At 71.9% G+C, this 17,047-nt stretch carries 2 protein-coding genes (1 of these 2 only partly in view); both read left to right on the plus strand.

The window, feature by feature from the left end; genetic code table 11:
- Complete coding sequence (locus ACIRD7_RS05340; protein ID WP_403449969.1) at positions 1-9,831, plus strand: amino acid adenylation domain-containing protein; 9,831 nt, start codon at positions 1-3, stop codon at positions 9,829-9,831.
- Positions 9,828-17,047: the beginning of a non-ribosomal peptide synthase/polyketide synthase gene (locus ACIRD7_RS05345; RefSeq protein ID WP_403449972.1), read on the plus strand. It continues 13,213 nt past the right edge of the window; only the first 7,220 of its 20,433 coding nucleotides appear in the window; its start codon is at positions 9,828-9,830; its stop codon lies beyond the right edge, outside the window. The genes ACIRD7_RS05340 and ACIRD7_RS05345 overlap by 4 nt, the downstream gene beginning before the upstream one ends.

Here is a 17,047-nt window from a genome sequence, read left to right on the forward strand (position 1 = left end):
ATGTCCGAAGCCCGTCTGCTCCGTCGACCCGTCTCCGCCGCACAGTCCGGCATATGGGTCGCCCAGCACTTGCACGCGGACAGCCCCCTCTACAACTGCGGCGGCTACTTCGAGATCTCCGGCCCGCTCGACACCGCGGTCCTCGCCGAGGCCGTACGGCGGGGCGTCGAGGAGACCGAGGCCCTGCGCTCGCACTTCGCCCAGGACGAGCGGGACACCGACAGCGGCCGAGAAGTGACTCTCCATCAGATCGTCGAGCCCGCGGAACCGAACCCCCTGCGGCTCCTCGACCTGCGCACGGCCCCCGACCCGGAGGCCGCCGCACACAGGTGGATGAACGACCGCATGGCCAAGCCCTTCGACCTGGACCGCGGCCCCCTGAGCGAACAGGCTCTGCTCACCCTCGCCGACGACCGGCACTGGTACTTCCACGGCTACCACCACGCCGTCCTCGACGGCTTCGGCCACTCCGTCTACGCCGCCCGCGTCGCGGCGCTCTACTCGGCCATGCTCGCCGGCGACGAGCCCGCGCCCACCGGCTTCGCGACCCTCGACCGGGTCGTCGCGGACGAGGCGGCCTACGCCGGGTCGCGCCGGCACGGCCAGGACCGCGCCCACTGGCGCGACGTCTTCACCGACCTGCCCGACCCGGTGTCCCTCGCGGGCCGCCCGTCTCCCGGCACCCACAGCCTCCGCCGCCACGTCCACACCCTGCCGACCCCGCTGGCTCACCGGCTCGCCGGGACGGCCGCCCGCCTCGGCGTGCAGTGGCCCGCGCTGGCGCTCGGCGCCACAGCGGCCTTCTTCCACCGGATGACGGGCCGCACGAGCTTCACCTTCTCGCTGCCGCTCGCGGGCCGCACCGGCCGCACGTCCCTGACCACCCCGAGTGCCATGGTCAACGTGCTGCCGCTGCGGGTGACGATCACCTCGGACACCTCCTTCGCGGACCTCGCCGCCCGGGTGTCCCGGTCCCTCGCCGACGTGATCCGCCACCAGCGCTTCCGCGGCGAGGAGCTCATTCACGAACTGGGCCTGTCCGGCGCCGGCCAGACCCGCCTCGGCCCGACCGTCAACATCATGGCCTTCGCCAACGAGCTCTTCTTCGGCACCACCCCGGCCGTGGCCCATCCGCTGTCCACGGGCCCCGTCAACGACCTGAAGATCAATTTTTACGGTACGGCCGATTCGAGCGCCGGCATACGGATCGAGCTGGACGCCCATCCCGAGCTGTACACGGACGCCGAACTCGCCTCCCACATGGACCGGTTGGTGCGGGTACTGGAGTGGGTGGCCGAGGGCGGTGATTCCCGTCGTGTCTCCGAGATCGAGGTTCTCGATGCGGGGGAGCGGGAGCGGGTTCTGGTGGGGTGGCAGGGGGCTTCGCGTGTGGTGCGTGGGGTGTCGTTGCCGGAGTTGTTCGGGGAGCAGGTGAGGCGCTCGCCGGAGGCGGTCGCTGTTGTCTGCGGCAACGACTCCTTGTCGTATGCGGAGTTGGATGCCCGGTCGAACCGGGTGGCTTCGTGGTTGAGGTCGCGTGGGGTTGGCCGTGGGTCGTTCGTGGCGGTGGTGTTGCCGCGGTCGGTGGAGTTGGTTGTTGCTCTGTTGGGTGTGGTGAAGGCCGGTGGTGCGTATGTGCCGGTGGATCCGGAGTATCCGGCGGAGCGGGTGGCGCACATTTTGGCGGATGCGGAGCCGGTGCTGGTCATTGATGACGTGGCGATGGTGGGGGAGGCGCAGGCTTTCTCGGACGCGCCGGTTGAGGGGGTGGGTGTTGATCTGCGGGATCCGGTGTATGTGATTTATACGTCGGGTTCGACGGGGCGGCCGAAGGGTGTGGTGGTTGAGCACGCTTCGGTGGGGGCGTATCTGGAGCGGGCGCGGGAGGTGTATCGGGATGCGTCGGGTTCGGCGGTGTTGCATTCGTCGGTGGCGTTCGACCTGACGGTGACCGCGTTGTACACGCCGTTGGTCAGTGGTGGCCGTGTGGTGCTGTCGGAGCTGGACGAGGATGCCGGTGCTGCCGGTCAGCCGTCGTTCATGAAGGTCACGCCGTCGCATCTGGGTCTGCTGGAGGCGCTTCCCGGGGAGGTGTCGCCGTCGGGGACGCTGATCACGGGTGGTGAGGCCCTGCTGGGCGAGGCCCTCGCGTCCTGGCGGGCGGCGCATCCGGACGTGACCGTAGTCAATGCCTACGGTCCGACGGAGGCGACGGTCAACTGCACCGATTACCGGATCCTGCCGGGTGTGGAGGTGCCGTCGGGTGCGGTGCCGATCGGGCGGCCGTTCTGGAACACGCGTGCGTATGTGCTGGACGAGTGGTTGCGTCCGGTGGCGCCGGGTGTGGCGGGTGAGTTGTATGTCGCGGGTGTGGTGCTGGCGCGTGGGTATCACGGCCGTCCGGATCTGACGTCGGAGCGGTTCGTCGCCGATCCGTACGGTCCGGCGGGTGCGCGGATGTATCGCACCGGTGACGTCGCCCGTTGGACCGCCGATGGCCAGTTGGTCTATGTGGGCCGGGTCGACGATCAGGTCAAGGTCCGTGGGTTCCGTATCGAACTCGGCGAGATCCAGGCCGTGTTGATGTCCCACTCCGGCGTGGCCCGGGCTGCCGTGGTCGTGCGCGAGGACCGTCCCGGAGACCAGCGCCTGGTCGCCTACGTGGTGGCGGACGGCGTGTCCGAGGAGGAGCTCCGTGCGCACGCGGCCGCTCACCTCCCCGCCTATATGGTCCCGTCGGCGTTCGTGGCCCTCGACGCCCTCCCTCTGACCCCGAACGGCAAGCTCGACCGCCGCGCCCTCCCGGCACCCGAGATCGACCGGGACGCGAGCGAGGGCCGAGCCCCCCGCACCCCCCGGGAAGAGATCCTCTGCACCCTCCTCGCCGAAGTCCTCGGCGTCGACGCGGTGACCATCGACGACGACTTCTTCCGGCTCGGCGGCCACTCCCTGCTGGCGACCAAGCTGGTCAGCCGTATCCGGACCGTCCTCGGCGCCGAACTGCCCATCCGGCAGCTCTTCGAGACCCCCACCGTCGCCGGCATCACCACAGCGCTGGAGCGGGGCGCGGTTCCCGCACGGCGTCCCGGTCTCACGGTCGGACCGCGGCCCGACCGTATCCCCGTCTCGTACGCCCAGCAGCGGCTGCGGTTCCTGAGCCTGCTGGAGGACGGCAGTACCGCGTACAACGCTCCAGGTGCGCTGCGGCTGACGGGACCGTTGGACCGGGAGGCGCTGCGGCTGGCGCTCGTGGACGTGGTCGCGCGGCACGAGAGCCTGCGGACCGTCTTCGCCGAGGACGAGGGTGGTTTCACCCAGGTCATCCTGGAGCCGTACGAGGTGGCCGTGCGGCTCGACGTCGTCGCCGTGGACGAGGACCGGCTCGGTGCCCGCCTCACGGACGAGGCGCGGTACCCCTTCGACCTGGGCGCGGAACCGCCCGTGCGGGCCACGCTGTTCGAGGTCGGGGACGACGAGCACGTCCTGCTGCTGCTTCTGCACCACATCGCGGGTGACGGCTGGTCGATGCGTCCGCTCGCCCGTGATCTGGCGACGGCGTATGCCGCCCGGGCGCGGGGTGCGGCTCCGGAGTGGGCGCCGCTGCCGGTGCAGTACGCCGACTACAGCCTGTGGCAGCGGGAGGTACTCGGCTCCGAGGACGAGCCGGACAGCGAGATCTCCCGCCAGCTCGCCTACTGGACCGAGGCGTTGGCCGGGCTTCCGGACCAGCTGGAGCTGCCGTTCGACCGCCCCCGGAGCGAGGTGGTGACGCAGCGCGGTGGTCAGGTCGGCCTGCGGCTGTCCGGCGAACTCCACGAGGCGCTCACCGAGTTGGCCCGTACGACCCGTTCCAGTCTGTTCATGGTGCTGCAGGCGGGTCTGGCCGCCCTGCTGACCAGGCTCGGCGCGGGCACCGACATTCCCGTGGGGTCGCCGATCGCCGGCCGTACCGACGCGGCGGTGGAGGAACTGGTCGGGTTCTTCGCCAACACTCTGGTGCTGCGTACCGACACGTCCGGCGAACCGACGTTCACCGAACTCGTCGACCGGGTACGGGCGCGGAGCCTGGCGGCGTACGCCCATCAGGACCTGCCGTTCGAGCGGCTGGTGGAGGCGGTCAATCCGGAGCGCTCGCTCGCCCGGCACCCCCTCTTCCAGGTGTGCCTGACCCTGCACAACACCGACCCGCGGGCCACGGTCGCCGAGGTGGCCCAGCTGCCGGGGGTGGCCGTCGAGCTGGAGCGGCTGCCGATCGAGGACACCAAGTTCGATCTCAACTGGGAGCTGACGGAACGCTTCGACAGCGCGGGCCGGCCCGCCGGTGTCATCGGTGACCTGGAGTTCTCCGCGGAGCTGTTCGACCGGAGCACGGCCCGTTCGGTGGCCGACCGCTTCGTACGCCTGCTGACCGCCATGGCGGAGGGTGCCGACCGGCCGATCGGCGCGGTCGATCTCCTGGAGCCGGCCGAGCGTACGGCCGTGCTCGACGGGTGGAGCGACGCGTCCCGGCCCGCCGTGGCCGCCGCACTGGCCGGCCTGCCCCTGCCGGGGACGGCGGAGGGCGCCCGTGTGTACGTCCTCGACGACGCTCTGGGTCCGGTGCCGCCCGGCGTCGTGGGGCACCTGTATGTGACGGGGGCCGGGCCGGGTGGGGGCGACGCGGAACAGGAGTGGCTGCCGTGCCCGTTCGGCGACGCGGACTGGATGTACCGCACCGGCCGGTCCGCCCGCTGGTCGGCCGGTGAGCTGCGGCTCGTCGACGGGGCCGGCGGCGCGGACACGGGCGGGGCGGGCGTCTGGCCCGCGCGGTCCCGGGGGCCGCGCAGCCCGCGCGAGCAGATCCTGTGCACCGTCTTCGCCGAAATGCTCGGCGTCGCCTCGGTGGGCATCGACGACGACTTCTTCGACCGCGGCGGCCACTCGCTGTCCGCGGTGCGGCTGCTCAGCCGGATCCGCGCGGTGCTCGGCGTGGAGCTCTCCATCCGCCGCCTCTTCGAGAACCCCACGGTCGCCGGCATCGTCGACGCGCTGGACGAGGCCGCCGGCGCCCGCCGTTCGGTCACCCCGGTGGCACGTCCGGCACGTATCCCGCTGTCGTACGCGCAGCAACGCCTGTGGTTCCTGAACCACCTGGAGGGACCGAGCGCCACCTACAACATCCCGGTGGCCCTGCGGCTGAAGGGCGCGCTCGACCGGCCTGCCCTGCGCCAGGCGCTCACCGATCTCGTCGCCCGGCACGAGTCGCTGCGCACCCTGTTCACCGAGGACGCCGACGGGGCGCGGCAGATCGTCCTGCCGGCCGAGCACGCGGTCACCGAGCTGACCGAGGCCGACGTCGCCCCCGCCGAGATGGACGACCGGGTGCGCGCCGCGGCGTCCCACCCCTTCGACCTCACCGCCGAACTGCCCTTCAAGGCCTGGCTGTTCTCCGCCTACGACGGGGAGCGCGTCCTCGTCCTGGTGGTGCATCACATCGCCGGCGACGGCTGGTCCATGGGCCCGCTGGCCCGTGACCTGTCCCTCGCCTACACCGCCCGCACCCGCGGCGAGGCCCCCGCCTGGACGCCGCTGCCCGTCCAGTACGCCGACTACACCCTGTGGCAGCGCGGGGTGCTCGGCTCCGAGGACGACCCGGACAGCGAGATCTCCCGGCAACTCGCCCACTGGAAGACCGCGTTGGCGGGGCTTCCGGAGGAACTGGAGCTGCCCGCCGACCGGCCCCGCCCGGCCCGCCAGTCCCACAGCGGTGGCCGGGTGCCCTTCGAGGTGCCCGCGGCACTGCACGCGGGGCTGGCCGCGTTCGCCCGGGAGACCGGCACCAGTCTGTTCATGGTGACGCAGGCCGCCGTGGCCGTGCTGCTCACCCGGCTCGGCGCGGGCACCGACATCCCCATCGGCAGCCCCGTCGCGGGCCGTACCGACGAGGCCGTCGAGGACCTCGTCGGGTTCTTCGTGAACACGCTGGTGCTGCGGACCGACACCTCGGGCAACCCGACGTTCACCGAACTGGTCGGCCGGGTCCGGGAGACGAACCTCGGCGCGTACGGGCACCAGGACGTGCCGTTCGAGCGGCTCGTCGAGGTGCTCAGCCCGGCCCGGTCACTGGCCCGTCATCCGCTCTTCCAGGTCCTGCTCGGCTTCGACAACAACCAGGAGGCACTCGACGTCCTGCGCCTGCCGGGCCTCACCGTGGACGTCCAGGCACCGGAGACCGGCCGCGCCAAGTTCGACCTGGCGTTCTTCTTCGACGAGCGGTACGGCCCGCAGGGCGAACCCGAGGGACTGCGGGCGGCCGTCGAGTACAACGCCGACCTGTTCGACCACGGCACCGCGCGCGAGTTCGCCGACCGGCTGCTGCGCGTGCTCGAAGGCGTCGTCGCCGACCCGGGGCGGCCGATCGGCCGGCTGGAGGTGATGGCGCCCGCCGAGCGGTGGCGGGTCCTGGAGGAGTGGAACCGCACCGCGCACGACGTGTCCCCGGAGCCGGTGCCGGTGCTTTTCGAGCGGCAGACCGCCGTCGAGCCCCGGGCGACCGCGCTGATCAGCGAGGACACCACCCTCACGTACGCCGAGCTGAACGCCCGCGCCAACCGGCTGGCGCACCTCCTGGCCGCCTCGGGCGTGGGCGCCGAGGACGTGGTGGCGATCGCCCTGCCCCGGTCGCCGGATCTGGTGATCGCCCTGCTCGCGGCCCTGAAGGCGGGCGCCGCCTACCTCACGCTCGACACCGCGGCCCCCGAGCAGCGGCTGCGTGCCGTGCTGGACGACTGCGTACCCCGGGTCGTGATCACCGACACGGCCACCCGCCCGGCGCTGGGCGACGGTCTCGCCCTGGACGTCGTCCTCGACGCCCAGGAGACGGTCCGGGCGCTCGCCGCGGCCCCGGACACCGACCTGACCGACGCCGACCGGGCCCGCCCGGCGGATCTGCGGCACCCCGCCTACGTCGTCTACACCTCCGGCTCCACCGGCACCCCCAAGGGCGTGGTGATGCCGATGAGTTCGCTGGTCAACCTGCTCGCCTGGCACACCGGCACCTACTGCGGCGGCGTCGGCACCCGGACCGCACAGTTCCTCGCGGTCTCCTTCGACTTCGCCGTGCAGGAGATCCTCCAGGCGCTGATCGTTGGCAAGACCCTGGTGATCCCGCAGGAACACATCCGTCGTGACGCCTACGAACTGGCCCGGTGGATCACCCAGCACGGCATCAACGAGCTGTTCGCGCCGACGCTCGTGATCGACGCCCTTCTCGCGGCGGCCGCCGACACCGGCGAGCAACTCGACTCCCTCACCGACCTCTTCCAGGGCGGCGAGCAGTTCCGGCTCAGCCACGAGCTGCGCGAGTTCTGCGCGAGCGACTGGCGGCGGATGGCACACAACATCTACGGCCCGGCCGAGACCCACGCGGCCACCACGGCGACCCTCCCCGACGACACCGACGAGTGGCCTTCGGCCGCATCCATCGGCCAACCCCTGTGGAACGCCTCGGTGTACGTGCTGGACGCCGGGCTGAGCCCGGTGCCGCCCGGAGTGCGCGGCGAGCTCTACATCGGCGGTGCCCAGCTGGCCCGCGGCTACCTCGGCCGCCCCGACCGGACGGCGGAACGGTTCGTCGCCTCGCCGTTCGGGCAGCCCGGCAGCCGCCTCTACCGCACCGGGGACATCGTGCGCTGGAACCACTGCGGTGAGCTGGAGTTCCTGGGCCGGGCCGACCACCAGGTCAAGATCGGCGGCTTCCGCGTCGAGCCCGGCGAGGTCGAGGCCGTGCTCGGCGACCACCCGGCCGTCGACACCGCGGTCGTCGTCACCCGTGCGGACAACGGGGGTCCGACCCGGCTCGTGGCCTACGTGGTGCCCGACGGCGGGGCCGACGACACGGGACTGGGCCGCTCGCTGCGCGCCCACCTCGAACAGCAGCTGCCCCACTACATGGTTCCGTCGTTCGTCGTGGTCCTCGAAGAACTGCCCCTCACCGCCAACGGCAAGCTCGACCGGCGGGCCCTGCCCGCCCCCGACACGGGCACCGATCCGACGGCCGCGGCACCGCGCACGGAGCGGGAGAAGGTGCTGTGCGGGCTGTTCGCGGAGGTGCTGGGGCTGGCGGAGGTCGGTGTCGACGACGGGTTCTTCGACCTGGGTGGCGACAGCATCATGTCGATCCAGTTGGTGAGCCGGGCGCGGCGGGCCGGTCTGGAGCTGTCGGTGCGTGATGTGTTCGAGCAGCGGACGGTGGCGGCGCTGGCCGAGGTGGTCACCGAGAGCAGCGGGACGGTGGTGGAGGAGCCGGGCGCGGGCATCGGCGAGGTGCCTCTGACGCCGATCAAGCACTGGCTGCTCGCCCGCACCGACGACCTCGACGCGTTCAACATGTCCGCCGTCCTGCGGGTACCGGCCGCACTCGACGCCGACGCGCTCACCCAGGCCGTCCAGACCCTGCTGGACCACCACGACGCCCTCCGCGCCCGCCTCACGCCCGCCCCCGGCCGGCGGCTGGAGATCCGCGGACCGGGAGCCGTCGACGCCACGGACCTCGTCCGGCGCGTGGACGCCGCCGGCCTGGCCGACGCCGACCTCGACGCCCTGGTGAAGAGCGCCGGAGCGGCCGCCTGCGAGCGGCTCCACCTGGCCGAGGGCCGGGTCGTGCAGGCCGTGTGGTTCGACCGCGGGCCGGACACCCCCGGAATGCTGCTCCTGATCGTCCACCACCTGGTCGTCGACGGAGTGTCCTGGCGCATCCTCATCCCCGACCTCGCCGAGGCCTACGAGGCGCTCGCCGCCGGCCGCGAACCACAGCTGCAGCCGGTGGGCACCTCGCTGCGCCGCTGGGCCGCACGCCTGACCGAGGAGGCCGCCAAGTCCGCCTGGGTCGCCGACGTGGCCTGGTGGCAGGACGTGCAGCGCTCCGCCGGACCCCCGCTGGGCCGGCGCCCGCTGGACCCGGCACGGGACGTCCAGGCGACGGCCGGGCGGCTGACGATGACCCTGCCCGGCGACATCACGGACGCCGTACTGACCCGGGTCCCCGCCGCCTTCCACGCGGAGGTCAACGACGTCCTGCTCGCCGCGTTCGCCCTCGCCTGGGCGCGCTGGCGGCACGGTGGGCCGAGCGTGCTGCTGGACCTGGAGGGCCACGGCCGCGAGGAGCATCTCGTCGAGGGCGCCGACCTGTCCCGCACCATCGGCTGGTTCACCAACCTGTACCCCGTACGGCTCGGCACGGACGGCACCGACCTCGCCCGCGCCTTCGCCGGCGGCCCGGCCGCCGGCGCCGTGGTCAAACGGGTCAAGGAACACCTCAGGTCCATCCCCGACAAGGGCATGGGCTACGGCCTGGTCCGGTACCTCAACCCGGCCACCGCACCCGGTTTCGACGGCCTGACCGCGCCCCATGTGGCGTTCAACTACCTCGGCCGCTTCACCGCCGCCACCGGCGACCGGGCCGCCGACTGGACCCCGGTCACCGGCGTCGACGCCGTCGCCGGAGACCCCCCGCACCTGCCGCTCGCCCACCCGCTCGAGCTCAACGCCCGCACCCACGACGGCCCGGACGGCTCCGAGCTCGTCGCGTTCTGGACGTGGGCCGACGGAATCCTCGACGAGTCCGAGGTGCGCGAGCTGGCCGACCTGTGGTTCCAGGCGCTCGGGGCCCTGGTCACCCACTCCGAGAACCCGCACGCGGGCGGCCTCACCCCCTCCGACGTCTCGCTGTCCTCGATCGGCCAGGACGAGATCGAGGCGTTCGAGGAGGAACTGGACGACCTGTTCGACGACTTCGACGACTTCGACGACGAACCGCACGACTTCGAGAAGGAAGAAGAGGCCAGCAAGTGAGTCGCACCGCGCGGAAGATCGAGGACATCCTGCCGCTGGCCCCGCTCCAGGAGGGCCTGCTCTTCCACAGCGTCTACGACGAGGGCGAGCTCGACCCCTATGTCGTCCAGATGTCGTTCGACATCGACGGCGCGCTGGACACCACGGCCCTGCGGACCGCCGCCGAGAAGCTGCTGGCCCGGCACGCCAACCTGCGAGTCGCCTTCCGCCAGCGCAAGAACGGCGACTGGGCCCAGCTGGTGATGCGGGAGGTGCGGCTGCCCTGGAACGAGCGGGACCTCACCGGGCTCCCCGAGGCCGAACGCGCCGATGCCGCCGCCGAACTGATCGCCGCCGAGCGGGCCACCCGCTTCGAAGTGGCCCGGCCCCCGCTGCTGCGCTTCACCCTGCTCCGGCTCGGCACCGCCCACCACCGCCTCGTCCTGACCAACCACCACCTCCTGCTCGACGGCTGGTCCCTGCCCGTCCTCATGGGCGACCTCTTCGCGCTCTACGACGCCTCGGGCGACGACAGCGCCCTGCCCCGCGTGCGCCCCTACCGCGACTACCTCAAGTGGCTGGAGAACCAGGACCGGGACGCCGCCCGCACCGCCTGGCGCGACACGTTCGCCGACCTCGTCGAGCCCACTCTCGTGGCCCCGGACGCCGACCACACGGCCGTGGCCGGCGCCGAGGTCCGGGCGTCCCTGTCCCAGGACGACACGGCGGCGCTCGCCGAGATCGCCCGCGGTCGCGGGGTCACCCTCAACACCGTGGTGCAGACCGCCTGGGCGATCGCCCTCAGCAAGCACCTCGGACGCGACGACATCGTCTTCGGCACCACCGTCTCCGGACGCCCGCCGGAGATCGACGGCGTGGAACGCATGGTGGGCCTGTTCATCAACACGCTGCCCTCGCGGGTGCGGCTGCGGGCCGCCGAACCGCTCGCCGACCTCGTCGCCCGCGTCCAGCAGGAACAGGCCGCCCTCACCGCGCACCAGCACCTCGGCCTCGCCGAGATCCAGCGCGCCGTCGGGCACGGCGAACTCTTCGACACCTCCATGGTGTTCCAGAACTACCCCGTCAACCGTTCCGGCACCGCCGGCACCGGCATCGGCGCGGCGATCAGCCTGGCCCCCGGCAAGAACCGCGAGGCCACCCACTACCCGCTGCTGCTGATCGCGTCCGCCCGCGACACCATGACGTTCCGGCTGAACCATCGCCCCGACGTTTTCGACGAGGCCACCGCTCAGCGGATCCTGGACCGATTCGTCCGGGTCCTGCGTGCCCTCGTCGCCGACCCGGACCAGCCCACCGGTCGCCTCGACCTGCTCACCGACCAGGAACGCGACCGCGTGCTGCGGGAGTGGAACGACACCGCGCACGAAGTCGCGGACACCACCGTCCTCGACCTGTTCCGCTCCCAGGCGGCCCGTACCCCGCAGGCCCCCGCGGTCACCAGCGGCGACCGTACCCTCACCTACGCCGAACTCGACACCCGCTCCAGCCGGCTCGCCCGGCTGCTGGCGGAGCACGGTGCCGCACCCGAGCGGTTCGTCGCCATCGCCCTGCCCCGCGACTGCGACACCGTCGTCGCGCTGCTCGCCGTCCTCAAGACCGGCGCCGCCTACCTGCCGGTGGACCCCGACTACCCCGCGGACCGCATCGCGTTCATGCTCGCCGACACCGATCCGGCGCTGCTGCTCACCACCCGCGAACTCGCCCCGGGAATACCGGACTCCGACGCACCGCGTCTCCTCCTCGACGACGCCGCCCTCACCGCCGACCTCGCCGGCCGGCCCGACACGGCACCCGCCGTGACCCTGCTGCCCGCCCACCCCGCGTACGTCATCTACACCTCGGGCTCCACCGGACGCCCCAAGGGCGTGGTGATCGAACACCGGTCGCTCGGCGCCTATCTGCAGTGGGCCCGCAACGCCTATCCGGAGATGACCGGAACCTCGCTGCTGCACTCGCCGATCTCGTTCGACCTCACCGTCACCGCCCTCTACACGACCCTCGTCTCCGGCGGCCTGGTACGCGTGGCCGACCTCGACGAGCGGGCCGCCGAGGGCCCCGAGGCCACGTTCCTCAAGGGCACCCCCAGCGTTCTCGCCCTGCTGGAGGCACTGCCCGCCGCGGCCTCCCCGAGCGGGCTGATCATGCTCGGCGGTGAACTCCTCCTCGGTGAGGTCGCCGACCGCTGGCGGGCCCGCCGCCCCGGCGCCGACGTCCTCAACGTGTACGGAGCCACCGAGGCCACCGTCAACAGCGTCCAGTACCGCGTCCCCGCGGGCACGCCCGCGCCGAGCGGCCCGGTCCCCGTCGGCCGCCCCTTCTGGAACACCCAGCTGTACGTCCTCGACAGCGGGCTGCGGCCCGTGCCGCCCGGCGTCCCCGGCGAGGCCTACATCGCGGGCACCGGCCTCGCCCGGGGCTACTGGCAGCGCGCGGCCCTGACCTCCGAGCGCTTCGTCGCCAACCCCTACGGCCCCCCCGGCTCCCGCATGTACCGCACCGGCGACGTGCTGCGCTGGAACCACGACGGCCAGCTGGAGTTCGTCGGCCGCGGCGACGGACAGGTCAAACTCCGCGGCTACCGCATCGAACTGGGCGAGATCGAGGCCGTCCTCGCCGGACACGAGCACGTCACCCAGGCCGCAGTGTTGCTCCGCGAGGACCAGCCCGGCGACAAACGCCTCGTCGCCTACGCGGCCACCGCGGGCACCCCCGTGACCGCCGACGCCCTGCGCTCCCTCGCCGCCGACCGACTCCCCGACTACATGGTGCCGTCGGCGTTCGTGACCCTCGACGCCTTCCCGCTCACCCCGAACGGGAAGCTGGACCGCCGTGCCCTGCCGGCACCCGACTACGGGCCGCAGACGGGCATCGGCCGAGCACCACGCTCACCCCGCGAGGAGATCCTCTGCACCCTGTTCGCGGAGGTGCTCGGCATCGGGTCGCTGACCATCGACGACGACTTCTTCGCCCTGGGCGGCCACTCTCTCCTGGCCACCAAGCTGGTCAGCCGCATCAGAACCGTCCTGGGCGCGGAACTGGCCATCCGCCAGCTCTTCGAGACCCCCACCGTCGCCGGCCTCTCCGGCGCCCTCGACACCGGCAACGGCGTCGCCCGCACCCCGATCACCGCGGTGCGGCCGCGCCCCGCCCGGCTCCCGCTGTCCCACGCCCAGCGCCGGCTGTGGTTCCTGCACCGCTTCGAGGGACCCAGCGCCGCCTACAACTCGCCCGTCGCCCTGCGCCTGTCCGGCACTCTCGACCGTACGGCCCTGGAGAACGCCCTCGCCGACCTGACCGCACGGCACGAAACCCTGCGTACGGTCCTCGCCGAGGACGCCGAGGGCCCGTACCAGATCGTGCTCGACGAGGCACGTCCGGCCCTCACCGTCGTCCGCACCGACGCCACCCGTCTGCACGCCGACCTCACGGACGCGGCGAGCCACCCCTTCGACCTCGCCACCGAACCGCCGCTGCGGGTCTCGCTGTTCGAGGTCGCCGCCGACGAACACGTCCTGCTGCTCCTCACCCACCACGTCGCGACCGACGCCTGGTCCCGGACCCCGCTGGCCCGCGACCTGACGACGGCGTACGAGGCCCGGGTGCGGGGCGCGGCCCCGCAGTGGGCGCCACTGCCGGTGCAGTACGCCGACTACAGCCTCTGGCAGCAGGAGGTGCTCGGCACCGAGGACGACCAGGACAGCGAGGCCGCTCGTCAACTCACCCACTGGAAGAAGGCCTTGGCGGGCCTGCCGGAGGAACTGTCCCTGCCGTTCGACCGCCCGCGTCCCGCGGTGGCCTCCTACCGCGGCGACGTCATCACCTTCGAACTGCCCCCCGAGCTGCACGAGCGCCTCACCCGCGTGGCGCGCGACAGCCGCACAAGCCTGTTCATGGTGCTCCAGGCGAGCCTGGCGACGCTCCTCACCCGCATGGGCGCCGGCACGGACGTCCCACTGGGCACGCCGATCGCGGGCCGCACGGACGACGCGCTGAACGACCTGGTCGGCTTCTTCATCAACACCCTCGTCCTGCGGACGGACACCTCCGGCGATCCGACGTTCGCGGAGTTGCTGGAGCGGGTGCGTGCGGCGGACCTGGCGGCGTACGCGCATCAGGATCTGCCGTTCGAGCGGCTGGTGGAGGCGGTCAACCCGGAGCGCTCGCTGTCCCGGCACCCCCTCTTCCAGACCATGCTGAACCTCAACAACGCCGGTCCAGTCGAGGCCCTGGACGAGATCGCCAAGCTCCCCGGACTCACCGTCCACCACGAGCCGGTGGAGACCCACCGCGTCAAGTTCGACCTCGGCTTCTCCTTCGCCGAGTCCCACAGCACGACCGGCACCCCGGGCGGCCTTCGCGGCGCCCTCCAGTACAGCACCGACGTCTTTGACCGGGGGACCGCCGAGTCCCTCGTCCAGCGGTTGGGGCGGGTCCTGGAGTGGGTCGTCGGCAGCGGCGGTGGGTCCCGTGTCTCCGAAGCCGAGGTGTTCGGCGAGGGGGAGTGGGAGCGGGTTCTGGTGGGGTGGCAGGGGGCTTCGCGTGTGGTGCGTGGGGTGTCGTTGCCGGAGTTGTTCGGGGAGCAGGTGGGGCGGTCGCCGGAGGCGGTGGCTGTTGTCTGCGGCAACGAAGCCTTGTCGTATGCGGAGTTGGATGCCCGGTCGGACGGGGTGGCCGGTTGGTTGAGGGCGCGTGGGGTTGGCCGTGGGTCGTTCGTGGCGGTGGTGTTGCCGCGGTCGGTGGAGTTGGTTGTTGCTCTGTTGGGTGTGGTGAAGGCCGGTGGTGCGTATGTGCCGGTGGATCCGGAGTATCCGGCGGAGCGGGTGGCGCACATTCTGGCGGATGCGGAGCCGGTGCTGGTCATTGATGACGTGGCGATGGTGGGGGAGGCGCAGGCTTTCTCGGATGCGCCGGTTGAGGGTGTGGGTGTTGATCTGCGGGATCCGGTGTATGTGATTTATACGTCGGGTTCGACGGGGCGGCCGAAGGGTGTGGTGGTTGAGCACGCTTCGGTGGGGGCGTATCTGGAGCGGGCGCGGGAGGTGTACCGGGACGCGTCGGGTTCGGCGGTGTTGCATTCGTCGGTGGCGTTCGACCTGACGGTGACCGCGCTGTACACGCCGCTGGTGAGCGGCGGGCGTGTGGTGCTGTCGGAGCTGGATGAGGATGCCGCTGTTGCCGGGCGGCCGTCGTTCATGAAGGTCACGCCGTCTCATCTGGGTCTGCTGGAGGCGCTTCCCGGGGAGGTCTCCCCGTCGGGGACGCTGATCACGGGTGGCGAAGCCCTGCTGGGCGAGGCACTGGCTTCCTGGCGATCGACGCACCCGGACGTGACCGTAGTCAATGCCTACGGTCCGACCGAGGCGACGGTCAACTGCACCGACTACCGGATCCTGCCGGGTGAGGTGGTCGGTTCTGGTCCGGTGCCGATCGGCCGGCCGTTCTGGAACACGCGTGCTTATGTGCTGGACGAGTGGTTGCGTCCGGTGGCGCCGGGTGTGGCGGGTGAGTTGTATGTCGCGGGTGTGGTGCTGGCGCGTGGGTATCACGGCCGTCCGGATCTGACGTCGGAGCGGTTCGTCGCCGACCCCTACGGTCCTGCCGGTGCGCGGATGTATCGCACCGGTGACGTCGCCCGTTGGACCGCCGATGGCCAGTTGGTCTATGTGGGCCGGGTCGACGATCAGGTCAAGGTCCGTGGGTTCCGTATCGAACTCGGCGAGATCCAGGCCGTGTTGATGTCCCACCCCGACGTGGCCCGCGCCGCCGTCATCGTGCGCGAGGACCGACCCGGAGACCAGCGCCTCGTCGCCTACGTCGTGGGCACGGGCACGGACGACCTGCGCGCTCACGCTGCGGCCCAGCTGCCCGCCTATATGGTCCCGTCGGCGTTCGTGGCCCTCGACGCCCTCCCTCTGACCCCGAACGGCAAACTCGACCGCCGCGCCCTCCCGGCACCCGAGATCGACCGGGACGCGAGCGAGGGGCGGGCGCCGCGTTCGCCGCGCGAGGAGATCCTCTGCACGCTGTTCGCGGAGGTGCTGGGCGTCGACGCGGTGACGATCGACGACGACTTCTTCCGTCTGGGCGGCCACTCCCTGCTGGCGACCAAGCTGGTCAGCCGTATCCGGACCGTCCTCGGCGCCGAGCTGCCCATCCGGCAACTCTTCGAGACCCCCACCGTCGCCGGGATCTCCGCCGCGCTCGCGGACGACGCAGGCGTGGCGCGTCGGGCGGTGAAGGCGGTGGATCCGCGTCCGGCGCGGATTCCGCTCTCGTATGCCCAGCAGCGGCTGTGGTTCCTGAACCGTTTCGAGGGCCCGAGCGCGACCTACAACGCACCTGTGGCCCTGCGCCTCACCGGCGCACTGGACCGGGAGGCGCTGCGGCTGGCGCTCGCGGACGTGGTCGCGCGGCACGAGAGCCTGCGGACCGTTTTCGCGGAGGACGCCGAGGGCGCGTACCAGGTGGTTCGCGACATGGCGGACCTCCGGCCGGCGTTCACGATCGTGGAGACGGACGCAACACGTCTGCGTGCCGACCTGGCGGAGGAGGCCGGCCATCCGTTCGACCTCGCCGCCGAGATCCCCTTCCGGGCTGCGCTGTTCGCCCCGTCCGAGGACGACCACGTACTGCTCCTGCTCACGCATCACATCGTGAGTGACGCGTGGTCGCGGGCGCCGCTGGCCCGCGACCTGACCACGGCCTACGCCGCCCGAGTCACCGGTGGGGCACCGCACTGGGCGCCGTTGCCGGTGCAGTACGCGGACTACAGCCTGTGGCAGCGGGAGGTGCTCGGCTCCGAGGACGAGCCGGACAGTGAGATCTCCCGCCAGCTCGCCTACTGGACCGAGGCGTTGGCCGGGCTTCCCGACCAGCTGGAGCTGCCGTACGACCGCCCCCGCCCGTCCGTCGCCACCTACCGCGGCGACCGCATCCCGTTCCGGCTGTCCGACGACCTCTACTCGCGCATCAGTGAGGTGGCCCGGCATCTCCAGGCGAGCCCCTTCATGGTGCTCCAGGCGGGGCTGGCCGCGCTGCTGACCAGGCTCGGCGCGGGGACGGACATCCCGCTGGGCACGCCGATCGCCGGCCGCACCGACGAGGCCCTGGACGACCTGATCGGCGTCTTCCTGAACACGCTGGTCCTCCGCACGGACACCTCGGGCAACCCGACGTTCGCAGAGCTGGTGAACCGGGTGCGCGAGGGGAACCTCGG

The organism is Streptomyces sp. NPDC093568 (assembly GCF_044764945.1).
In the GTDB taxonomy this organism is placed as follows: domain Bacteria; phylum Actinomycetota; class Actinomycetes; order Streptomycetales; family Streptomycetaceae; genus Streptomyces.

Excerpts from the sequence above, each read along its gene's own strand:
- ACIRD7_RS05340 (WP_403449969.1), top strand. The coding sequence starts at position 1 with ATGTCCGAAGCCCGTCTGCTCCGTCGACCCGTCTCCGCCGCACAGTCC.